The organism is Nocardia salmonicida, assembly GCF_036142455.1.
Classification (GTDB): Bacteria; Actinomycetota; Actinomycetes; order Mycobacteriales; family Mycobacteriaceae; genus Nocardia; species Nocardia salmonicida.
Map to the genome: position 1 here is coordinate 40,103 of NZ_CP108014.1, position 20,810 is coordinate 60,912.

Consider the following 20,810-nt stretch of genomic DNA (forward strand, 5'->3'; position numbering starts at 1 on the left):
CAAGGGGAGATTTCGATATGGGTGTCAGCTTGTCCAAGGGCGGCAATGTCTCACTGACCAAGGCGGCGCCGAATCTCACCGCCGTCGCGGTCGGCCTGGGCTGGGATCTGCGGACCACCACCGGCACGGACTTCGACCTCGATGCCAGCGCCATCGGCCTCGGCGCCGACAAGAAGGTGGTGTCGAGCGGGCACTTCGTCTTCTTCAACAACCTGAAGTCGCCCGAGGGCGCGATCGAGCACGCGGGCGACAACACCACCGGTGCCGGCGACGGTGACGACGAGACGATCAACGTCGACCTGGCCAACACTCCGGCCACGATCGACTCCATCGTGTTCCCGGTCTCGATCTACGACGCGGCCGCCCGCAGCCAATCCTTCGGCCAGGTGCGCAACGCCTACATCCGCGTCCTCGACCGCAGCAACGGCGAGGAACTGGCGCGCTACGACCTCTCCGAGGACGCGTCCACCGAAACCGCCATGGTCTTCGGCGAGCTGTACCGCAACGGCGCCGAGTGGAAGTTCCGCGCCACCGGCCAGGGCTACGCCTCCGGTCTGGAAGGCATCGCCCGCGATTTCGGCGTCAACCTCTGACGCGCTAGCACTGCCGGTCAGCTGCGTAAACCCCGGATGGCCGGGGCGATCACGCAGCTGACCAGCATGTCGGTCGACGTCTGGCTGCGATGCCCTCCTCAGCGGGCATCCCCGTCGGTCGACCTCACCGGCGCCGAGTTCACCCGTGTGGGGTGATGCGGAGGGCGCCGTGGGTGCCGAGCATCGAGTGGACGCGTCGACCGAGCTGAGGAGCGGATGCACGATGGCATTGGATTATGACGATCGCACCGATTTCGAGAATGCCGATCGCGGGTTCATCAAGACCCTGACGCCCATGCGGATCAGCAAGGCCGACGGCACGGTCGTCTTCGATACCAGTGGGTACGGTTTCCTCGACGGGTCGTGTCCGGAGACGGTCGACCCGAGTTTGTTCCGGCAGGCCCAGCTCTGCGTGAAGAACGGGCTGTTCGAGGTCGTCGAGGGCATCTACCAGATCCGCGGCTTCGACATCTCCAACATGACCCTCGTCGAGGGCGATACCGGCGTGATCGTGATCGATCCGCTCATCTCGGCCGAGTGCGCGGCAGCCGGGCTGGCGTTGTATCGCCAGGAGCGCGGTGACCGGCCGGTGACCGGCGTCATCTACACCCACTCCCACGCCGACCACTTCGGTGGCGTCGACGGCGTGCTGCCCGACGGTCGTGGCGAGGTCCCGGTTCTCGCTCCCGCCGGTTTCATGGCGGAGGCCGTCTCGGAGAACGTCTACGCGGGCGTCGCGATGACGCGGCGCGGCACCTACATGTACGGCCTCGGGATGACGCCCGGACCCGAGGGCCAGTGCGGCACCGGGCTGGGTATCCAAACCTCCCACGGCACCGTCGGTCTGATCCCGCCCACCGTCGACATCACCCATACCGGACAGCAGGAGACCGTCGACGGCGTCCCGATCGTCTTCCAGATGACGCCGGGCACCGAGGCGCCCGCGGAGATGAACTTCTATTTCCCCCGCCACCGCGCGCTCTGCCTCGCCGAGAACGCGACCCACAACCTGCACAACCTGCTGACCCTGCGCGGCGCCCAGGTGCGTGATCCGCGGATCTGGTCGCGCTACATCGACGAGGCGATGGAGATGTTCGCCGTCGACGCCGATGTCGCGTTCGCCTCGCACCACTGGCCTACCTGGGGCGCCGACAACATCATGGGATTCCTGTCGCTGCAGCGCGATCTGTACATGTACCTGCACGACCAGACCTTGCGGATGATGAACGTGGGACTCAACGGCCCCGAGATCGCCGAACAGTTCGAATTGTCACCGGCCCTGGCCGACGCGTGGAGCGCCCGTGGCTATTACGGGTCGGTGAGCCACAACGTCAAGGCGGTCTACCAGCGCTATCTCGGCTGGTTCGACGGGAACCCGACCTCGCTCTGGGAGCACCCGCGCACGGCCAAGGCGGTCCGCTATGTCGAGACCATCGGCGGCATCGATGCGGTGATCGAGAAGGGCACGGCCTACGCCGACGCCGGCGACCTGCGCTTCGCCGCCGAACTTCTCACCCACGCCGTTTTCGCCGAACCGGACAACAAGGCCGCGAAAGACGCACTCGCCCAGACCTATCAACAGCTCGGATTCGGTGCGGAGAATGCCACCTGGCGCTGCTTCTACCTCACCGGCCACAACGAATTGCGCCACGGTGTCCAGCGGACCGAGCTCGACCTCGGCGGCGGGATGGCGGCGGCACTGTCGGTGGAGCAGCTGTTCGACTCGATCGCCATCCGGGTGAACGGTCCGCGCGCGGCGAAGGATTCGTTCCGGATCGAATGGCACTTCACCGACCAGGACTCCGTCGTGCGTCTCACCCTGTCCAATGGCGTCCTGATCCAGACTCCCGATCCGCGGTCGAAGGCCGACATCGATCTCACGCTGACGCTCACCAAGGCGCAACTGCTCGGAATCCTCGCGGGTAAGGGCCTGGACGGGATCGACCACAGCGGCGACCCCGGCGTCCTGCAGCGACTGTTCGGCCTGCTCGATACCCCCGACCCGAACTTCGCGGTCGTCACCCCGTGACCTGCGGCGATGCGGCCGCGCCGAAACTGGCGCTGCCGCATCGCCTGGCCGGTAGTTCGTTCCATTCGTCCAAGACCGACGACGGCGGTCGGTCATAGCGTTGTCTTATGACAACTTCTCCTGGATACGCGGTAGACGACGAACTCCTGGCTGTGCTCGACGAGTGGCAGGTGGCGATCGTCGCCAACGACGCGGACCGGATCGGTTCGTATATGGCCGACGAGTGGATCATGGTCTCCGAGAACGGCATCACCACCGCCGAACAGTTCCTGGCGTTCGTCCGATCGGGCGATCTCACGCATTCGGCGATGCAGCGCGTCGGCGAGCCGAGGATCCGCTGCCACGGCGAACTCGTCCTGCTGACGACCCGAGTCACCAATACCGCCCACTACCAAGGCATTCGATTCGACGCCGACGAATGGACCACCGACGCCTTCCTGCACACCGACGGCCGATGGCGCTGCCTGCTGACCCAGATCACCGCCACGAAGAAGTAGCGAGGTCGGCTGCTGGCATCGACTCGACACTCAGACTTCGGTCGGGGTTCCAGGTTGCGACGGCCCAGATGACGGTGAGGTCGATGGCGATGATGATCACCGACCACCACGGGTAGTACGGCAGCGACAAGAAATTGGCGATGATCGAGAGGGCGGCCAGGCCGTAGGCGAAGATTCGGGCCCAGGTCGCGGTCAGCATCATCCCGATGGCGACGGCCACGAGGAGTATGCCGAGCGACAGGTGGATCCAGCCCCAGTTGCTGACGTCGAGTTGGTAGCTGTACTCGCTCGGTATCAGGAATATTTCGTCCTTGGTGACGCCGGCGATGCCGCGCACGATGCTCAGAATGCCCGCCACCAGGAGCAAGATCACCGCGAGCATGGTGATGCCGGCCGCGAGAACTTGGCGGACGGGATACGAGGTGATGGTCATGGTGTCGACGTTAGGGGCCGTCGACGGCGATCCGAATCCCCCGTTCCGGGTGAACCCGCGCGGCGGCCAGGACGGATTCACCCGAATCGGATGATGTGTGCGACCGGGGTTCTTCGCGACGATGGCGGCATGGATGGAACCGTGACCACCGGCCGGTGGTCACGCTCACAGAAGTGAGGGTCGAATATGTCGTCGGTGTGGGACGTTATCTGGGTCATCATTGTCAGCTTCTGCTTTGTCGCCTACCTGATGTTGTTCTTTTACATCCTCACCGATCTTTTCCGTGATCGGTCGACCTCGGGCTGGCTGAAGGCGGTGTGGGTGGTGTGTTTGATCCTGCTCCCGCTGATCACCGGACTGCTGTATCTGATCTTCCGTGGCGGCGGCATGGCGGAACGGACCGCCGAGGCGCACAAGCAGGCCCGCACGGAGGCCGACGAATACATCAGGCAGACCGCGGGCACCAATTCCGCCGCTCAGATCGCCGACGGGAAGAAGTTGCTCGACGCCGGCGCCATCACCGAGGCGGAATTCCAGCAACTCAAGGCCAAGGCCCTCGGCTGAAATCCGCAGCGCCGCAGCTGATGAACGATCCCGAACCCACTTGCTCACGACAGAGCGCATGACGAAAGCCGATGTGGTCGCCGTGATTGCGGGCGCGATCGGCGGCCCTCACATCGAATTCTCCCCGGCGACAAGCGTTCTCGGCGAGTCGGTACTGGCCGCCTAGCCGGAAAGGACCGCCATGCTGAGTTTTCTGGTCCCCCAGGAGCAACGCCGATCGTTGGCGGAGCTGACCGACAAGCTGGATCTGTCGGTGGGCCAGGTCGACTCGAAGCGGTCGGCGTTCTGGATCATGCTGGTGATGTCGGCGGTGATCGCGATCTCGGGCGTGATCGGCAATTCCACCGCGACCGTGATCGGCGCGATGATCGTCGCGCCGCTGTCGATACCGATCCTCGGGGTCGCGTTGGGGGTGGTGACCGGCCGTGCGTCGTTGCTCGGCCGGAGCCTGCTGCTGGTCGTGTCGGGGATCGTCGTTGTGGTCGCGCTCGGTTTCCTGTTCGCGCAGTTTCTGCCCAATCCCGTCAATGTTCTGTCCAACCCGCAGGTGGTCGGCCGGACCTCGCCGACGCTGATGGATCTGACCGCCGCGATAGCGACCGGCCTCGTGGCGGCTATCGCGATCGCTCGTCGTGACGTGGGCGACGTGCTGCCCGGCGTGGCGATCGCGATTTCGCTGGTCCCGCCCCTCGGGGTGGTCGGCGTATGTCTGGGTTCGCACGCGCCCGCACTCGCCGGTGGTGCGTTCGTGCTGTTCGCGTCCAACGTGGTCGCGATGATCATCACCTCGACGATCGTGCTTCTCATCGCCGGGTACGCCGATGACGCGGATCCGGCGACTGTGCGCCGCGGCAAGGCGTATCTGGCTCTCGGCGTGGCCCTTGTGCTGGTGGCGATTCCGATGGTGCTCAATTCGCTGTCCTCCTTGTGGGCCGGTCAGATCGCCGACGCGGCCGTGCTCTGGCTGGGCGACGCACCGGACGCGCAGGTCACCGACGTCACCCTGCAAGGTGGCACCGCGACGGTCTCGGTGCTCGGACCTCAGCAGTTGCCGCCGCGCGCGGAGTTGCAGCAGGCGGTGAACAACCTCGTTCCGTGGGATCCGAGGGTTGTCATCATCCACACGGTCGGTGGTCGGGTGCAGTAACCGAGTGCACACGACGATGCCCCCACCGGTCGGTGGGGGCATCGTCGGTTGGGCGCTCAGCTGAGCAGTTTGGCCTTCGCGGCGGAGAATTCGGCATCCGACAGCGCCCCGGAGGAGTGCAGTTCGGCCAATTGTCCGAGCTGGGCGACGGTGTCCTGGCCCGCGCTCGCGGCAGCGGGCGGTGGGGGAGCCTGTTGCGGTGGTGGCGGTGCCTGTTGCTCGGAGTAGCCCTGCTGTTCGCCGGCGCGCCGCGCGCCCCGGCGGTTCACCGCGTTCGAGGTCGCCGTGGCGGTACCCGCGACAACGGCCGTCCTCGCGACGGTGCCGAGTAGTCCTGGTCGCCCGACGCGACCTCTCCGAAGTGGCATAGCGGTTCCTTCCTAGGTGAGGGCGAGCACGGCGTCGACGGCATCGCGCGGTACCTGTACATGCAGCGCGACCTCGCCGTCGGCCGCGCGGACCGCGCCGGCCAGGCGCCGCGCCCACGTCTCCTCGAAAACCACGACGACAGCTGTCGTTCCCGGTTCCATCGATGCGCGGACGACGTCGAGGTCGTCGTCGCTGACGAGGTCGATGTCGGCTGCGGTCAGACCCGTCAGACCCACCTCGGAGATGTTGTCGTCGATCTCGCGTTCGGTGACGGTGCCCGCGGCGTCCATGGACAGCACGACCAGGTCGAGCAGGGTGACCGTGCCCTTCGTGACGACCTCGGCCAGTGCCGCCGAGACGGATTCGTCGATCGCGGTGCCGGGAAAGGTGAGCACAAGGAATTCGACCGGTCCGAGCGTTGCTGGTGATCCCATGGGCCGAATCATGCCGTCGGCGGGTCCCCGGCTGCTTCACCCGATTCGGATGAAAACAGGGGTGCGCAGTTCACCCGGAAGGTGTGAGGCGTGTCGGGAACGGCGGGCTTAGCGTCGTGGCATGGGCTCAGTAATCGGCGGTCTGTTGCCACTGGCGGTGGGTGTCGCGGTCTCGCCGATCCCGATCATCGCGGCCATCCTGATGATCCTGTCGAAGAACGCGGGCGGTGCCGCGAAGGGCTTCGCCGTGGGGTGGGTGGCCGGAATCCTCGTCGTGACCGGCGTGATGACCTTGCTCGCCGGAACGTTGGGCGGCTCGGACAGCGAACCGTCGACCGGGGCCTCGATCGTGAAGATCATTCTCGGCGTCGCGCTGGTGGTCCTGGCGGTGATCCAGTGGCAGGAACGGTCGCAGACCGAGGTACCCGGCTGGATGAAGGCGATCGACACGCTCACACCGGTGAAGGCGCTGGGGCTGGGAGCGCTGCTGTCGGGCGTGAATCCGAAGAATCTGCTGTTGTGTGTATCGGCGGGCGTCGCGATCGGGGCAGGCGGGCTGAGCGCGGGGGCCGACCTGGTCGTGATCGTGGTGTTCACCTTGCTCGCCTCGGTCACCGTCTTGGCGGTGGTCCTCGGGTACATGCTCGCGGCCGACAAACTCGGTCCGATGCTCGACAGTCTGCGGGAGTGGTTGCAGCTCAACAACCATGCGGTGATGGCGATCGTGCTGCTGATCATGGGCGCGGTGGTCCTCGGTAAGGGCATCGGCGGGCTGTAGCGAGGAGGAACCGTGGCGCTGTCGATACCGGCGTTCGAGTCACTGCACGGCTACCGGCGGGCTTGGCTGCGTCCCGATGTGATCGCCGGTCTCACCGTGTGGGCGGTTCTTGTTCCCGAGGCCTTGGCCTACGCCTCGATCGCCGGGGTGCCGCCTGTGGTCGGCTTGTACGCGGCGGTGCCGTCGCTGGTGCTCTACGCGCTGGCAGGCAGTTCGCGGCACCTGGTCGTCGGCCCGATGTCGGCGACCGCGGCACTGTCGGCCGCCGTCATCACGCCGCTCGCGGGCGCCGACAGCGGCCGCTACATCGCGCTGACGGCCGCGCTGGCCATCGCGACGGGCATCGTCGGTCTGCTCGCCGGTCTCGTCCGGCTCGGCTTCATCGCCGCGTTCATCTCCGAACCGGTGCTCAAGGGCTTCATCGTCGGGCTCGCCCTTGTCATCATCATCGGGCAGGTGCCGAAGTTGCTCGGCGTCCCCGAACACGACGGCAACTTCTTCACGCAGGCGTGGGGCGTCGTCACCGAGCTGGGTCACCTCCAGTGGCGCACCGTGACGGTCGGCCTGATCAGCCTCGCGCTGGTTTTCGCGCTGCGCCGGTGGCTGCCGTTCGTCCCCGGTGCGCTGGTGGCGGTGCTGGTCGGCATCGTCGCCGTGGCGGTGTTCGGACTCGAAGACAAGGGTGTCGCGATCGTCGGCCATATCGATGCGGGACTGCCCACGCTCGGCATGCCGTCCGGGGTGTCCTTCGGCGACTGCCTCGACCTGCTCGGACCAGCCGTCGGGGTGTTGTTGATCGGCTTCGCCGAGGGCCTCGGCGCCGCGAAAACCTATGCGGCCAAAGCCGGTTACCCCATCGACGCGAATCGGGAGCTGCTCGGGCTGGGTCTCGCCAATCTCGGTTCGGGGTTCAGTTCCGGGATGGTCGTCAACGGCAGCTTGTCCAAGACGGCGGTCAACGGTGGCGCCGGGGCGAGGACTCAGCTCAGCGGGCTCGTCGTGGCCGGGCTCACCGTTGTCACCCTGCTGTTTCTGACCGGGCTTTTCGAGAACCTGCCGGAGGCCACGTTGGCGGCGGTCGTGATCGCGGCCGTCATCGAGCTGGTCGACATCGCCGCCCTGCGCCGCCTCTATCGGGTCTGGACCCACATGCTCGCCAGCATCTACGGCACAGCGGCGCGCGCCGACTTCCTCGCCGCGATGGCCGCGATGCTGGGTGTGCTGGTCTTCGATACGCTGCCGGGCCTACTCATCGGCATCGGCGCGGCGATCGTGCTGCTGGTGTATCGGGCCTCGCAACCGCATGTGGTCGAGCTCGGCAAGGAAGGGTCATTGTGGGTCGCCGCCGACCGGCACCCGGACGCGGCGACGCGCCCCGATGTGCTGGTCGTTCGGGTCGAGTCCGGCTTGTTCTTCGCCAACTCCGACTATGTGAAGGACCGGATCGAAGGGCTGTGCACCGACCGTACGCGCATGGTCGTCCTCGATGCCGAGACCTCGCCGTCGGTCGACGTGACCGCCGCGACGATGCTGCTCGCCTTGCGGGACACGCTGGCCTCCCGGCGCATCAGGTTCGCCATCGCGCGACCGATCGCCCAATTCGGTGACGCACTCGGCTCGGCCGAGCACGGTGACGTGCCGGTCCCGATCTATCCCACTGTCGCCGCCGCGACCGCCGCACTGGCCGGGTCGTGATCGTGCTCGCCCGTCGAAAGGAACGCAGATGAACGGCATTCTGGTCGCCCTCGTCGGAGCGCTGTTGTGCTTCTACGGGATTCGCTCGGTCCACCTGGGCCTGCTCGCGATCGGGTTCGGTCTCGGCTGGCTGATCGCCGACCTGTTCAACGCGAACTTCTGGTGGCTGTTACTGGCCGGACTGATCGGCGCGGTGTCGGTCTGGGCGGTCACCTCGTTGGTGTTCCATTTCGCCGCCTATTTCATCGGCGGTCTCACCGGCGTGATGATCGGCACCAAGCTGGCGACGGTGTTGCAGCCCGGCGACAAGAACGTCGCCTTGAGCATGATCGTCGCGCTCGCGGTGGGCGTGTCGGGCGCGTTCCTGGCGCAGAAGTTCCGGGCTCGCGCACTGCTGTGGTTGACCTCGATCGGCGGCGCGAGCATGGTGTGCACCGGTGTCGCGCAGTTCAGCGAGTCGCTGTCGTTCCTGCGCGACCCCGAGCCGGGCTGGCAGCAGGTCACCGCCACCCTGGCCTGGGTGGGTCTGTCGATCCTCGGCTGGATCACCCAGCGCCACCTGTTCGCCGAGCAGCTCGGCATCCAGCACCTGGTCGGTGGCGACGACGAGCCGGACATGAGTGACCGCAACGGCGGCTGGCCCACGAAGTGACCAGCCGGCGGTCGACACCGCCGGCTGGTCGGTTCCGGGTCAGTGGGCGGTGCCGCCCGTGGCCGGGGTGCGGCCGTGCTTCATCACCAGGGCGAAGGTGAGGGCGACGGCCGAGGCCGCCGCGCAGACCCAGAAGCCCAGTTGGTAGCCGCGGTCACCGAACAGGTCGGGCAGCGGAGTGGGCGGTTGGGCCTGGCCACCGACGCTCACCAGAGCGGTCATGCCGTTGCTGTGCAGGAACGCGGTGACGATCGCGAGGCCGATCGCGACGCCCATGGACTGCATCACGCCGAGCATGCCCATGCTGACGCCCTGCTGTTCCTGCGGAACCGCCTCCACCAACAGGATCGGCATACAGGCGTAGTACATGCCGAAGCCGATGCTGAAGATCGAGTTCACGATCAGGAAGTTGGTGGCGGTCAGCGGCAGGACCGCGAACGCGACGGCCGCGGCCGCGAAGATGACAAGGGCAACGACGAGCGGCAATCGGGCACCGATTCGTCGGGCCAGCAGACCCGCGACCGCGCCGAAGAGCATCGTGATCACCGAACCGAGCAGCGCGATGCGGACCGCGAACTCGAGCAAGGTGTAGCCACTGCCGTAGGTGTAGCCGGGGTCGAGGGTCACCTGCACGGCCTCGGGCGGTAGCGCCTGACCCGTCAGCTGCTGGATCTGGGCCAGCGTGCCCTGCTGAACTCCGGCGACGACGGTCGACTCCGGTGGGGTCTGCGACATATAGGCGATGGCGTAGGACACGATGCCGATCTGCAGGGACGCGAAGAGCGCACCGGCGAGCACCAGCGCGACGCGCGGATGGAACAGCAGCTTCATGTCCATGATCGGTGTGGTGGCCCGCTTTTCGACGAGGACGAACAGCACCAGCAGCACGAGGCCCGCGATCAGCCAGGCCAGCGTGGTCGGCTTCGACCAACCCCAGTCGTGGCCCTTGTCGATGTAGATCAGGGTGAGCGCGGCGCCACCGGCGAGCAGCGCGGCGCCGACGATGTCGATGCGCTCGGTGACCCGCAGCTTGGATTCGGGCACGATGATCCACACCAGCGGCAACATCACCACAGTGAACGCCCCCAGTACCCAGAAGATGGCACGCCAGCTGTGGTTGTCGACCAGGTAGCCGCCGAGCAGCGGGCCCGCGATGGAGGCGACGCCGAAGCCGGTCGCGGTGAGACCGAGAGCGAGCGGAACCATCTTGCGCGGCATCAGATCTCGGATGAGACCGTAGGCGATCACCGCGGTCGCGATGGCGGTGGCCTGCAGGCAGCGACCGAACAGGAACACACCCCAGTTGGAGGTGGTCGCGTCGAGTACGCAGCCGATGACGAACAGGGCGCCGCAGATGAGGAACATCCGCTTCTTGCCCCAGACATCACTCATCTTGCCGATCAACGGAGACGCGGCCGCGCCGATCAAACCGAAAACGATGATGGCCCAGTTGATGTTGGCCCCGACGCCGGGGAAGCTCGGCGCGATCTTCTGTAGTGCCGCCGCGACGATCGTGTACTGCATCGGGGCGATCTCGGAGAAGAGCACGATCACGGCTAGGACCGTGAAGATCCGCGCGCGCGAAGCGCCTTCGAGTCTTCCGGTGTCGTTGCTCTCCGGGGTGTCGTTGCTATCCGGTTTGATGGTACTGGTGGACATGGCCACGCTCCGTTGTTCGGGAACTGCGTTCGAGATGGTGGATCAGGACGGTCAGGAGATGTAGGCGGTGTGGGGAAGGTCGGTGACGGAAGTGCCTGCCCGGACGATGAATTCGCCCGGTTCGCTCGCCCAGCCGTGCTCGCCCCAGTGCTGGAAGGCGCGAGCGGGCACTGTGACAGCGACCGTGCGGGTTTCGCCGGGCGCGAGGCTGACGGCGGTGAAGCCGGCGAGCCATCGGACGGGACGATCGATGCTGCTGTCGGGACGCGAGAGATACACCTGCACAACCTGTTTGCCTGGTCGGTCGCCGGTGTTGGTCACCGTCAAGGTGACGTTTCGGCCCTGGACCGTGAGGTCGCTGGTCTCCCAGGTCGTGTAGCCGAGACCGTGGCCGAACGGGTAGGCCGGTTCGATGCCCGCTTTCAACCAGGCGCGGTAGCCGATGTGAATGCCCTCGGTGTAGTCGAGCACGCCGTCGACGGGGGTGGTGTCGAGCACGGGGACATCGGCCATGGTCTTCGGCCACGTGGTCGGCAGGCGGCCGCCGGGTTCGACGGTGCCGGTGAGAACATCGGCCAGCGCCGCGCCGAACTCCTGGCCGGGGAACCAGGCGAGCAGCACGGCGGCCACATCGTCGCGCCACGGCATCTCCACCGGCGCGCCGGAATTCACCACGACCACCGTGCGAGGGTTCGCGGCGGCGATCGCCGAGACCAACTCGTCCTGGCGGCCGGGCAACCGCAGGGAGGTGCGGTCGACGCCCTCGCTCTCGATCTGCTCGGTGGTGCCGACCACGACAACGGCCACGTCGGCCGCCGCGGCCTGGGCGAGGGCGGCCGCGAACTCCTCGTCGTCGGCACGCTGGGGACGGCGGATACCGAGCGTCGCGCCGAGAATGATGCCGAGGCCCGGCATCGCTTCCTCGATGCTGGTCACCACGCGGACATCGACCTCGTCGCCGACGGCGAATGTGCGCGTGACGTGGCGCTGGGGCGGGTTGAGCAGTGCGGCGGCCGGGTCGCCACCGTCGAGCACCATGTTCTCGTCGAGCACGGTCTCGCCGTCGAGGTCGAGCCGGATGTGGCCGACCCCGCCGAAACCGATCTGCCATTCCCCGGCCATGTCGGCGCGCAGGCGCGTGTGCAGTTCGATCGTGTTCGACTGTGCCGCGAGCTCGTCGCCGAGCAGTACCAGTCGGCTCGTGGTGCGGTGCTGGGTGCCGAGCTCGGTCTCGTCCTTGAAATAGCGGGCAGACAAGCCGGACTCGCCGGTTACGGGGTCGGTCATGATGGCGAGCGGGGCGGGGATCAGCGCTTCGGACAGGTGCACGCCCGCGGTGTGCGTCAGCGGAAGTCGGCCGGTGAGACCTTCGACCGGCGTCGTGGTGTGGCCCGGAATGACGGTGGCGCTGCCGCCACCGAGGAACCGGGGTTCGCCCGCCGACGGGCCGAGCAGGGCGACGGTGGTCTCCGGCGCGAGCGGCAGGATTCCGTCGTTGCGCACCAGGACCATCGCCTCGGCGGCGACCCGGCGAACCAGCTCCTGTGCTTCTGCGTCACTGAAAGCCTGTGTGGGCTCAGGTGTTGCGTCGAGCGCGCCGACGCGGTGCGCGAAACGCAGGATGCGACGGACTTTGTCGTCGATCACGGATTCGGCGATCTCGCCGGACCGGACCTTCTCGGCCAGCGGGTCGCCCCACAGGTGCCACGGTCCCGGCATGCACAGGTCGGTGCCGTTGGCCGCGCTCTCGGTGCTGCGGATGGCGGTCCAGTCCGAGACGACGACACCGTCGAATCCCCATGTGCCTTTGAGTGGTTCGTCGAGCAGGGGGTTCTCGGTCATGGTGGTGCCGTTGACCGAGTTGTAGGCGTCCATGAGCATCCACGCGCCCGCTTCGACGGTGCGCTCGAACGGGTAGAGGTACAGCTCGCGCAGTGCGCGGTCGCCGACCCGCACGTCGACGGTGAAGCGGTCGGTCTCGGAGTCGTTGGCCACGTAGTGCTTCGGACATGCGCTGACCCCGTGCGCCTGCACCGATCGCACGTAGGCCGCGGCCATCTCGGCGGTGAGCAGCGGATCCTCGGAGAAGCACTCGAAGTGCCTGCCGCCCAGCGGCGAACGATGCAGGTTCATCGTCGGGCCGAGGACCGCGTAGACGTCCTTGCGGCGCGCTTCCGCGGCGATGAGGGCGCCGATCTCGGTGAGTAGCTCGGGATCCCAGGTCGCGGCGACCGCGGTGCCGGAAGGCAGGCTGACCGAGGGATCGCGCTCGTCCCAGTTCTCGCCGCGCACCCCGGACGGACCATCGGACAGCGGCATCTCGGCGAGTCCGATCGCCGGATCACCGGCCATCCGGAACAGCCCTGCGCCTGAGATCAGGCGCAGCTTGCCCTCCAGGTCCAGCTCGGCGAGTAGTTCCTTGATGCGGTCTTCCATGAAAAACGCAGCCTTTCGTCGATCAGTGAGTGAGGGTGCTGGCTTGCTCTGACCAGTGCGGGTTGTGCAGGAATTCGCCGGTACCTGCGAGGAATGCGTCATGGGCGGCCGGATCGTCGCGCAATTGGCCACGGAACCACGCTGCCGAATAGCCGAGGTAGCGGTAGACGCCTTCGGTGCAGCTGTAATTGGTGCAGTCGGGCTGGCCCTGGATGTCGTTGTGCTGGGCGCCGACCAATGCGGCGCGGGCCTTGGGCACGTTCGCGGGCAGGGCGTCGTAGTACGCCTGCATCGATTGCAGGCCGATCAGCTCGGGTGGCAGTGGTTGGGTCCCCGGCGAGATGCCGTCGGCCGAACCGTTGACCAGCAGCACCGAGCCCGAGGTGATCGCGCTGGTGTCGACGCAGGTGCTCTGGCCGTCGACCGGCGGCAGCGACGAACAGACCGCGGCCAGAGGCATCTCGAGGGTCACGGCGGTGTCGACCACTCCCGCGCCGCGGGCGAGCGCGTTCAGCGCGCCGAGCCCACCTTGCGAATGACCCATCGCACCGACCGAGTCGGTGGCGACCTTGCCGTGGAAGATGCTGCTCGGGTCACTGTTCTGCGCGGCGAGGTAGCGCACGGCGTCGAGCATCTGCACGCCGGTTCCGGTGTCGGTGCGGTCGGCGGCGATGACGATGAAGCCCCACGACGCGAGGTGTGACAGCAGATAGGCGTACTCACGGGGGTGAGCCATGGTGCCGTTGCCCCAGGTGATGACCGGGTGGGCGACGCCAGGGCGGAGGTCGGCCGGGTACCAGATGTCGTAGCTGTCGCCGGTCGACGTGCAGCAGTCGACACCGGTCCGCTCGGCCACTGCCCAAGGGCCCGGCGCGTAATAGGTGGCTTCGACCTGCGCGGCGGGTTGATAGGACGGCGCCGCCTGCGCTGGTGTCACCGCCGTCGCCGCGAGAACGAGCAGTGCGATGGAGATCAGCGCGGCCCGGGCGCCATCGCGCGGGCGCCGACCGGACAGGACAGTTTTATTGCTCACGATCTCGGACGATAGGGAGACCGGCCGCGGTGCACGGCATGCCGCGCCGTCTTGCAGACTGTTTGCAGACACCCCACGCGGGGAATAACGGCAACGTATTCTCGAAATGATGAACGAGTCGATCCGCATCGTCGCGGACCTCGCATGAGCGAGGTCGGCTCGGCGCTGCGTGTCGCACGAACGGCTGCGGGGATCAGCCTGCAGGGCATGGCCGCGCGCACGAATTATTCGAAGCCGTATCTGGGCCAGCTGGAGACCGGGGCCCGGGTCGTGCGCGCCGAGCACGTGGTCGCCTACGAATCGGCGCTGGCCACTCCGCTCGATCACCTGCTCGACCGGCTCACCGTCGAATCGGTCAACGAACTCGACGATCTGCCCAGACAACTGTCTTCGCTGCTGCTGCCGCCGGTCGCGCACCCGAGGACCGATCACCCGACCTTCGCGGCGACAGAGCTGGCCGACGCCGAGCAGTTGGCGATCTGGGCCCGTGGCAGGCAATGGGCCGACGGGCAGGCGCCGCGCCAGGTCGTCACGGCCTGGTTGGCCGCGAATCTACCCAGGTTGCAGCAGCTTTCGGACCCGAGCAGGCACGGACGTGCCCTGCGAGTCGGCGCGGAGCTGGCCGATATCGCGGCCGCCATGAGTTGGGACGTGGAGGACATCACCGCCGCGCGCCGTTACTCGGTCGCCGCCGCGCGACTGGCCCACGCGGCGCGCGACACGGTGCTGACCGCTGCGATCCTCACCGAGTCGACCTGGCAGTTGCTCGACAGCGGGAGGCCCGCGGAAGCACTGGAAGTGGCCCAGCTCGCCCAGTACGTGGCACGCCGGACGGCGACGCCACTGCTGCGGGTCGCCCTCGCCGAGTTGGAGGCCTACGCGCACGGCATCCTGGGCGAACATGCCGCGTTCCAGCGCGCGATCGTCGTCGCGGTGGAATGCCGTTGTGAAGCGGCGGAGACTGTCGCCGGTGACAGTGTCGCCGACCGGAGCCTCACCGCGGCCACCGTCGGCATGATCCTCGGACCGCGCCGGGACTGGCCAGGGCCGGGGCAGCAGTGGCGGCTGCTCGGCAACAGCTACCGTCACCTCATCGCTACCCGCCCCGACCTGGCTCGTCTGGCCTTCGGCGAGATGCACACGCCACTGTCGCAGGATTTCGTGACACCGGCGACGGCCGCGATCTCCTCGGCACGCCTACAGCTGATGCTCGGCGAGCCCGAACTCGCTGTCGACCAGGTCGGTCTCGCCTTGTCGCTGTGCGGTCGACGACCGGTGGGCCGCACGGCCGCACGGCTGTTGGATTTTCGGCACGAGTCGACCGAATTCGCCGCGGTCTCGGCGGTCGGCGAGGTCCGCACCGCCATTCGTGAGCTGGTCGCGCATTCCGAGTTCGCCCACGACAGTCGGCAGATGCTCAGCCCGTAGCGGTCACGCCGCGCTGGGAGATCAGCATCCCGATGATCCCGGATTCCTGACTCTGTGTGCTGATCATGTCGCGGGCCGCCTGTTCGACCGGCCCACCGGTGGACAGCTCGTCGAACGACTGGGCCATGGCGACGCCGCCCTGGTGGTGGCGATACATCAAGCGCAGAAACATCGCTTCGGCCTCGGCGCCGCGAGCCACAGCCAGGGCGTCGAGGTCGGCGCGAGTGGCCATACCGGGCATGGTCGTGGCTGCGGCGCCGTGGTGACCGGTGGGCATCCACGACATCGGGTGCGGGTTGGTCGGGGTCGCCGCGGCCAACCGGAGCCAGCCCAGCATCATGCCGATCTCGAGGCGCTGGGCATCGGCGATCTGGTCGGCCAGCCGCCGCACGGTGGGATCGACGTCGGCGGCAAGGCGCTCGACCAGGACGAGCGCCTGCTGATGGTGGCCGGCCATGTCCTGCACGAAGCCGATCTCGGTGGGCGTCAATACCGGTGTGACAGTGGCAGTTTCGGAGAAGAAGAGCGGTCGGATGGCCGCCCCGACCACCAGCAGCAGCAATACCGTCGCCGCACCCGCGACGCCGAGCAGCACCCGCCGGCTCATGAGCCGACCGTCGACCGCTGATCGGCGGGCGGGGTGTACACCTCGGGGGACAACTCCAAGGTCAGCAACCCGTTGTCGGCGCAGGTGGTCCACAGCTGATTGCCGCGCCACTCGGGTGCGGAGAAGCACCAGTCGGTGGAGAGGTCGCCGAAGGCCACGTCGCCGGTGCGCGAACTCAGTGCCTGCTCGGGATCGAGGACGCCCGCCTCGACGGCCTGCATCACCGACGGCGCGCTGAGCAGCGGCAGGCCGATGATCGAGGCGAGCGCGTGCGGGGAGTTCCACAGTTCGGCGTTCTGGCCGGTGCGCGCCGGTGGGTTGTAGTAGGCGATCTCGCGCACCTTCAACGGGTCGCGCACGTCGAAGATCCGGACGCCGGAGGAGATCCAGCCGCACGCCAGCGCGGTGGGGTTCACCGCGCGGTCGGCGGAGCAGTAGTGGGCGTCGTAGGCGAACAGCGACCCGCCCATCCCGGAGGCGAGCGCGGTGTCGCGGTGCTGCTGCAGGTTGATCTCCAGCTTGATCGAGTTCACCACGCGCGGATGGGTGTCGTCGGAGATGTCGATCAGTTTGACGCCGCCCGAACCTGCCTCGTCGGTGGTGAACAGATGGGGCACGCCGTTGTAGGTGACGGGGACGTTCTGCTGGGTCGCCCAGCCGTCGGTCCAGGTCAGCTGGGAGATGATCGGCACCTGCGGATCGGGGTCGCGGCGCTGTACCGCGGAGGTGTCGAGGATGGTCAACCCGCCCATATTGTTGGCCAGGTACATCCGGTTGCCGTCGGCGCGCAAACCCATCCCGTGCATGGACTGGCCGGGCATGCCCTGCCAGATCACGCGGGGGTCGGCCGGGTCGGTCAGGTCGACGGCGCTGACGATGCCGGGGATGACGCCCGATGCCCAGTAGGTGCGGCCGTCAGGGGAGAAGCCGCCTTCGTGGGCGGTGATCGGGACCGGCAGGCTCACGTCGGTGCCGGGTCCCGGGTTGAGCAGGCGTGGGTGCGCGCAGTCGGAGATGTCATAGATCGAGATCAGCCCGGCGCCGGTGAACGCGGGAGCTCCGGTGCCGACCAGCAGCTTTCGCGCGGCGTTGACCTTCAGGCTCTCCCAGGTACCCGCCAGCATCGCGGGTTCGGTGAGGGTGGCGGTGAGCACCGGGTTCGCCGGATCGGCGACATCGATCACCTGCACGCCCTGTGCCGGACCGAGCAGGTTGCCGGGGAAGAAGCTGCCGAGGTAGACGCAGTGATCGAACTGCGTCGAGGTGATTCCCGCGCCGCGGCCCGCGTAGCCGCCGATGCGGTTGATGTTGCAGCGGTAACCCTGGGTGCTGCGGCCGCTGTCACGATCGGCGGCGGGCACATCGCCCTGGAGGCCGGGTTCGGGTAGCGAGCCGTCCGCGCAGCTCGCGCGGGCGACGGCGGTATCGGCGAGGGCGAGGTCTTCCAGGACGACTCCCACGGAGTCGGACTGGGCGAGGCCGATCGCGGAGGGCACCAGCAGCACCGCCGCGGTAGCGATCAACAGGTGGCGGAACGGAGTTCTCATTTCGCACTTTCGTGGTGAGTGGCCAGGGTGACCAGGGCCGCGGCGGTCTGGCGGCAGAACTGCTCGCCGTCCTCGTCGCCGCGCGTGAGGGCGCGCAGCAGCGTCGTGCCGCGCAGGAATTCGAAGATCAGGTCGGGATCGCAGTCGGGGGAGGCCTGTCCGGACTCGATCGCCGCGTCGATGGTGGCGCGCAGCCCGACCCGGGCCAAGCCCTCACCGCGTTCGCGCAGCCTGCGGTAGCTCGCCTCGTCGTCGTGGTAGGCCGAGAGCAGGCCGGGGATGCCCGACCGAGCCGCTGGATGGGTGGCCGCGGCGAAGAAGAGCTTGGTCCACCCGAGCAGATCCGCGCCGATATCGCCCGTCGGCTGCGGGACGACGCCGGTCTCGAGGGCGAAGATCGCGTCCTCGACGAGGTGGATCTTGTTGGGCCACCGGCGGTAGATCGAGGTGGCGACCACCCCGGCCCGCCGCGCGACTCCCTGGATGGTCGTGGCCTGGAAACCTTGCTCCACCAGCAATTCCTGGGTGGCGCGCAGCACCTGATCATCCAGGTTCGGGTCACGAGGGCGGCCCGGTCCCGGTCGGGTCTCGCGACGTTCACTCACCGTTCACTCCTCTGTAGGCGTCGGCAGAGCGTAGCCGAGAATCGGATCTTATTAAAAACGCTTCATGGTGTATTCGAATTAGCTAACTTGAAACGTGTTCTACCCCCACTCTCGAAGGAATGGCCCATGTTGACTCCCCAGGACGAGCTGCTCTGCCACCAATTGCCGACGACGTTCGACCACGTCGTCCAGAGCGATCTGCGCTGGACCGAGCGCATCGTGCTCTACGGCTTCGACACCACCGGCCGGGTCAGCGTGATGACCGGCATGGCGCGTTACCCCAACCGCAATGTGATGGATGCCTACGCGATGGTCACCATCGACGGCACCGCGCATGTGGCTCGGCTCTCGCGCGAGATCAGCGGCAAGTACGACGACCTGGGCGCCTGGCAGATCGGCCCCTACCGCTACGAGATCACCGAGCCGCTGCGCGGTGTGCGCGCGACCCTCGGCGACAACGATCACGGCCTGCGCCTCGAACTGAACTTCGCCGGCCAGTTCCCCGCCTACGAGCAGGAACCCGCCTTCTTCCGCACCCGTGGCCGGGTCCGTGAGGACGCCCGCCGCTACTACCAGAACGGCGAGATCTCCGGGTGGCTCGAGGTCGACGGCGAACGCATCGAGATCGATCCGAGCACGTGGTGGTTCGGGCGTGATCACTCGTGGGGCACCCGCCACGGCGGCGGTGGCGGCAGCCTCGGCGAGGGCGGCGGCCTGCAGCCCTCGGAGATCCCCGACGGCGTGCTGTACTTCATGGGCATCTTCCAGTTCGACGACGAGTTGGTCCACTTCGCCCAGCGTGAGACCGCCGACGGGCAGCGCTGGCACTTCGAGGGGTCGATCCAGCGCCCGATCGAGGCGGACGTACCGACCGTGCCGATCGTCAGCGTGACCCACGATCTGAAGTTCCGCGACGACTTCCGGATCGTGTCGGAGGGCTCGTTCACCGCACACGCCGCCGACGGCAGCGAGCGCACTTACTCGGTCACCGCACTGCACGATTTCTGGCCCGGCCTGGCCGGATACGACATGTATCGCGGCTACGCGTCGGGGATCTGGAAGGGCGAGTCCTTCAGCGACGGCTTCACCGTCGATCTCTCCGACGCCGCCGAACTGCGCCCGGTGAGCATGCTCACCGAGACCTTCGTCAAGGTCGAGTCCGGCGACGGCAAGGTCGGCTACGGCCTGGTCGAGATGGTGTTCATGGGCCGCAATGCCCGCTACGGGTACGAGGGGTACTGATGACCACTCGCCCCTCCGCAGAAGATCTGCCGAACGCTGTCGTCCCCATGCTGCGCAGTGGTTTTCCCGACGCCGAGTCCGCGCGGGTGACGAACTGGTCGGCCAGCCCGCGCGGTCTCGCCACCGAGACCTTCCTGTTCGACCTCGAACGCGCCGACGCCGAGCCGGTCTCGCTGGTGCTGCGTCGCCCGCCCGAGGTGGCGCTGTTCCCCGACTACGACCTGCTGCGACAGGTCCTGGTCATGCGCCGCCTGGCCGAGACCCCGATCGCCGTTCCCTCGGTGCGCTGGCTCGACCGCGACGACGCGAAGCTCGGTAGTCCGTATTTCGTGATGGACCGCATCGACGGCTCGGCGCCCGGTGACCTGCCCTCCTATCACTCGGCCGGTCTGTACTTCGACGCCGATCCCGCCGATCGCGCCAAGATGTGGTGGGGCTGCGTCGACACGATCGCCGAGATCCACCAACTCGACTGGCGCAACCTGAACCTGGACTTCCTGTCCTTCCCGAAGTTCGGCGCGGCACCGCTGGAGCAGATGATCGGTTACGTCGATTCGGCGTTGGCCTGGGCCACCACCACGCAGCCGCCCGCGCTGCGCCGGGCCGTCGAATGGTTGCGCGCCAACCTCTACGAACCCGAACACGTCACCCTCTGCTGGGGCGACGCCCGGATGTCGAACATCCTCTACGACACAGAGTTCCGCGTATCAGGCGTGCTCGACTGGGAGATCGCCTACATCGGCGACCACGAGGCGGACCTCGCCTGGATGTTGTTCCTGGACTGGGCGTGCTCGGAATTCCAGGGAACCGAACGACTCGCGGGTACTCCCACCCGCGAGGAGTCGATCGCCCGGTACGAGGAACGCAGCGGCATGAAGATCCGCAACCTGCGCTACAACGAGGTCCTGGCCGCGGTGCTGCTCAGTATTCCGTTGCTGCGCATGGCCCATCGTTTGAACCTGCCGTCGGAGATCGACATCACCGCATTCTGCACACAGCGGGTCGAGCAGTTGCTCGGCGACGAATAGGACAGGCGCCGACTCGAATACGGATCGGTGCGAT

The 20,810-nt window shown here is 67.3% G+C and carries 20 protein-coding genes; 11 read left to right on the top strand and 9 right to left on the bottom strand.

Annotated elements, in window-relative coordinates:
* Nucleotides 1–17: 17 nt before the first annotated feature.
* From OHS03_RS00200 to OHS03_RS00210, 3 genes are all read left to right on the top strand, one after another.
* The gene (locus OHS03_RS00200; protein ID WP_056821714.1) at nucleotides 18–593 is read left to right on the top strand and encodes a TerD family protein; all 576 of its coding nucleotides are present in this window, start codon (nucleotides 18–20) and stop codon (nucleotides 591–593) included.
* Nucleotides 594–816: 223 nt separating this feature from the next.
* Nucleotides 817–2,622, top strand: a complete 1,806-nt coding sequence (locus OHS03_RS00205; protein ID WP_328659785.1) for an alkyl/aryl-sulfatase — start codon at nucleotides 817–819, stop codon at nucleotides 2,620–2,622.
* Nucleotides 2,623–2,729: 107 nt separating this feature from the next.
* The gene (locus OHS03_RS00210) at nucleotides 2,730–3,119 is read left to right on the top strand and encodes a nuclear transport factor 2 family protein (protein ID WP_328659787.1); all 390 of its coding nucleotides are present in this window, start codon (nucleotides 2,730–2,732) and stop codon (nucleotides 3,117–3,119) included.
* Here the strand turns inward: OHS03_RS00210 and OHS03_RS00215 are convergent.
* Nucleotides 3,100–3,552: a DUF7144 family membrane protein gene (locus tag OHS03_RS00215; protein WP_328659789.1), complete on the bottom strand. Its 453-nt coding sequence runs from the start codon at nucleotides 3,550–3,552 to the stop codon at nucleotides 3,100–3,102. The two genes, OHS03_RS00210 and OHS03_RS00215, sit on opposite strands and share 20 nt — an antisense overlap.
* Nucleotides 3,553–3,738: 186 nt before the next feature.
* Here OHS03_RS00215 and OHS03_RS00220 point away from each other — a divergent pair, with 186 nt between their 5' ends.
* Nucleotides 3,739–4,116 carry an SHOCT domain-containing protein gene (locus tag OHS03_RS00220; protein ID WP_062985049.1) on the top strand — a complete coding sequence of 126 codons (378 nt, stop codon included), beginning with the start codon at nucleotides 3,739–3,741 and terminating at the stop codon, nucleotides 4,114–4,116.
* A 181-nt stretch (nucleotides 4,117–4,297) separates the two neighbouring features.
* Entirely contained in the window at nucleotides 4,298–5,263 is a 966-nt protein-coding gene (locus OHS03_RS00225) for a DUF389 domain-containing protein (protein WP_328659791.1), read from the top strand.
* 56 nt (nucleotides 5,264–5,319) lie between these two features.
* Here the strand turns inward: OHS03_RS00225 and OHS03_RS00230 are convergent, their stop codons facing one another.
* Nucleotides 5,320–5,631 carry an SHOCT domain-containing protein gene (locus OHS03_RS00230; RefSeq protein ID WP_328659793.1) on the bottom strand — a complete coding sequence of 104 codons (312 nt, stop codon included), beginning with the start codon at nucleotides 5,629–5,631 and terminating at the stop codon, nucleotides 5,320–5,322.
* 12 nt (nucleotides 5,632–5,643) lie between these two features.
* The gene (locus OHS03_RS00235) at nucleotides 5,644–6,066 is read right to left on the bottom strand and encodes a DUF6325 family protein (protein ID WP_328659795.1); all 423 of its coding nucleotides are present in this window, start codon (nucleotides 6,064–6,066) and stop codon (nucleotides 5,644–5,646) included.
* Nucleotides 6,067–6,187: 121 nt separating this feature from the next.
* Here OHS03_RS00235 and OHS03_RS00240 point away from each other — a divergent pair, with 121 nt between their 5' ends.
* From OHS03_RS00240 to OHS03_RS00250, 3 genes are read left to right on the top strand one after another with little or no spacing between them, the layout of a single operon-like run.
* Nucleotides 6,188–6,844 (top strand): GAP family protein, encoded by a 657-nt coding sequence (locus tag OHS03_RS00240; protein ID WP_328659797.1) that lies wholly within the window; start codon nucleotides 6,188–6,190, stop codon nucleotides 6,842–6,844.
* A 12-nt stretch (nucleotides 6,845–6,856) separates the two neighbouring features.
* On the top strand, nucleotides 6,857–8,539 hold the full coding sequence (locus OHS03_RS00245) for a SulP family inorganic anion transporter (protein WP_328659799.1): 1,683 nt from the start codon (nucleotides 6,857–6,859) through the stop codon (nucleotides 8,537–8,539).
* Between the two features lie 28 nt (nucleotides 8,540–8,567).
* Complete coding sequence (locus OHS03_RS00250; RefSeq protein ID WP_328659802.1) at nucleotides 8,568–9,191, top strand: DUF4203 domain-containing protein; 624 nt, start codon at nucleotides 8,568–8,570, stop codon at nucleotides 9,189–9,191.
* A 39-nt stretch (nucleotides 9,192–9,230) separates the two neighbouring features.
* Here the strand turns inward: OHS03_RS00250 and OHS03_RS00255 are convergent, their stop codons facing one another.
* From OHS03_RS00255 to OHS03_RS00265, 3 genes are read right to left on the bottom strand one after another with little or no spacing between them, the layout of a single operon-like run.
* Nucleotides 9,231–10,850, bottom strand: coding sequence for an MFS transporter (locus OHS03_RS00255; protein WP_328659804.1), 1,620 nt, complete (start codon nucleotides 10,848–10,850; stop codon nucleotides 9,231–9,233).
* A 51-nt stretch (nucleotides 10,851–10,901) separates the two neighbouring features.
* A complete protein-coding gene (locus tag OHS03_RS00260) occupies nucleotides 10,902–13,286 on the bottom strand; it encodes a beta-glucosidase H (protein WP_328659806.1) in 2,385 nt (794 codons plus the stop codon).
* Nucleotides 13,287–13,308: 22 nt separating this feature from the next.
* Complete coding sequence (locus tag OHS03_RS00265; protein WP_328659808.1) at nucleotides 13,309–14,319, bottom strand: poly(ethylene terephthalate) hydrolase family protein; 1,011 nt, start codon at nucleotides 14,317–14,319, stop codon at nucleotides 13,309–13,311.
* A gap of 144 nt (nucleotides 14,320–14,463) precedes the next feature.
* Here OHS03_RS00265 and OHS03_RS00270 point away from each other — a divergent pair, with 144 nt between their 5' ends.
* Nucleotides 14,464–15,747 (top strand): helix-turn-helix domain-containing protein, encoded by a 1,284-nt coding sequence (locus OHS03_RS00270; protein ID WP_328659810.1) that lies wholly within the window; start codon nucleotides 14,464–14,466, stop codon nucleotides 15,745–15,747.
* Here OHS03_RS00270 and OHS03_RS00275 read toward each other — a convergent pair.
* The 3 genes from OHS03_RS00275 to OHS03_RS00285 are packed head-to-tail and all read right to left on the bottom strand — an operon-like array spanning nucleotide 15,737 to nucleotide 18,506.
* Complete coding sequence (locus OHS03_RS00275) at nucleotides 15,737–16,354, bottom strand: DUF305 domain-containing protein (protein WP_328659813.1); 618 nt, start codon at nucleotides 16,352–16,354, stop codon at nucleotides 15,737–15,739. The genes OHS03_RS00270 and OHS03_RS00275 overlap by 11 nt on opposite strands.
* Nucleotides 16,351–17,901 carry an LVIVD repeat-containing protein gene (locus OHS03_RS00280; RefSeq protein WP_328659814.1) on the bottom strand — a complete coding sequence of 517 codons (1,551 nt, stop codon included), beginning with the start codon at nucleotides 17,899–17,901 and terminating at the stop codon, nucleotides 16,351–16,353. Before OHS03_RS00280 ends, OHS03_RS00275 begins: the two co-directional genes overlap by 4 nt.
* On the bottom strand, nucleotides 17,898–18,506 hold the full coding sequence (locus OHS03_RS00285; protein ID WP_056821683.1) for a TetR/AcrR family transcriptional regulator: 609 nt from the start codon (nucleotides 18,504–18,506) through the stop codon (nucleotides 17,898–17,900). The genes OHS03_RS00280 and OHS03_RS00285 overlap by 4 nt, the downstream gene beginning before the upstream one ends.
* 126 nt (nucleotides 18,507–18,632) lie before the next feature.
* On the opposite strand from OHS03_RS00285, the gene OHS03_RS00290 reads away from it, so the two are divergent.
* Both OHS03_RS00290 and OHS03_RS00295 read left to right on the top strand, forming a co-directional pair.
* Nucleotides 18,633–19,748, top strand: a complete 1,116-nt coding sequence (locus OHS03_RS00290; RefSeq protein WP_328659816.1) for an Rv3169 family protein — start codon at nucleotides 18,633–18,635, stop codon at nucleotides 19,746–19,748.
* Nucleotides 19,748–20,776, top strand: coding sequence for a phosphotransferase family protein (locus OHS03_RS00295; RefSeq protein WP_328659818.1), 1,029 nt, complete (start codon nucleotides 19,748–19,750; stop codon nucleotides 20,774–20,776). The genes OHS03_RS00290 and OHS03_RS00295 overlap by 1 nt, the downstream gene beginning before the upstream one ends.
* Nucleotides 20,777–20,810 lie beyond the last annotated feature (34 nt).

Bases quoted from the DNA above. Each gene is read 5' to 3' on its own strand.
- OHS03_RS00210 (WP_328659787.1), top strand. From the start codon at position 2,730: ATGACAACTTCTCCTGGATACGCGGTAGACGACGAACTCCTGGCTGTG.
- OHS03_RS00205 (WP_328659785.1), top strand. From the start codon at position 817: ATGGCATTGGATTATGACGATCGCACCGATTTCGAGAATGCCGATCGC.
- OHS03_RS00200 (WP_056821714.1), top strand. From the start codon at position 18: ATGGGTGTCAGCTTGTCCAAGGGCGGCAATGTCTCACTGACCAAGGCG.
- OHS03_RS00280 (WP_328659814.1), bottom strand. From the start codon at position 17,901: ATGAGAACTCCGTTCCGCCACCTGTTGATCGCTACCGCGGCGGTGCTG.
- OHS03_RS00220 (WP_062985049.1), top strand. From the start codon at position 3,739: ATGTCGTCGGTGTGGGACGTTATCTGGGTCATCATTGTCAGCTTCTGC.
- OHS03_RS00290 (WP_328659816.1), top strand. From the start codon at position 18,633: ATGTTGACTCCCCAGGACGAGCTGCTCTGCCACCAATTGCCGACGACG.
- OHS03_RS00225 (WP_328659791.1), top strand. From the start codon at position 4,298: ATGCTGAGTTTTCTGGTCCCCCAGGAGCAACGCCGATCGTTGGCGGAG.
- OHS03_RS00260 (WP_328659806.1), bottom strand. From the start codon at position 13,286: ATGGAAGACCGCATCAAGGAACTACTCGCCGAGCTGGACCTGGAGGGC.
- OHS03_RS00240 (WP_328659797.1), top strand. From the start codon at position 6,188: ATGGGCTCAGTAATCGGCGGTCTGTTGCCACTGGCGGTGGGTGTCGCG.
- OHS03_RS00215 (WP_328659789.1), bottom strand. From the start codon at position 3,552: ATGACCATCACCTCGTATCCCGTCCGCCAAGTTCTCGCGGCCGGCATC.
- OHS03_RS00250 (WP_328659802.1), top strand. From the start codon at position 8,568: ATGAACGGCATTCTGGTCGCCCTCGTCGGAGCGCTGTTGTGCTTCTAC.
- OHS03_RS00275 (WP_328659813.1), bottom strand. From the start codon at position 16,354: ATGAGCCGGCGGGTGCTGCTCGGCGTCGCGGGTGCGGCGACGGTATTG.
- OHS03_RS00295 (WP_328659818.1), top strand. From the start codon at position 19,748: ATGACCACTCGCCCCTCCGCAGAAGATCTGCCGAACGCTGTCGTCCCC.
- OHS03_RS00230 (WP_328659793.1), bottom strand. From the start codon at position 5,631: ATGCCACTTCGGAGAGGTCGCGTCGGGCGACCAGGACTACTCGGCACC.
- OHS03_RS00255 (WP_328659804.1), bottom strand. From the start codon at position 10,850: ATGTCCACCAGTACCATCAAACCGGATAGCAACGACACCCCGGAGAGC.
- OHS03_RS00270 (WP_328659810.1), top strand. From the start codon at position 14,464: ATGAGCGAGGTCGGCTCGGCGCTGCGTGTCGCACGAACGGCTGCGGGG.
- OHS03_RS00235 (WP_328659795.1), bottom strand. From the start codon at position 6,066: ATGGGATCACCAGCAACGCTCGGACCGGTCGAATTCCTTGTGCTCACC.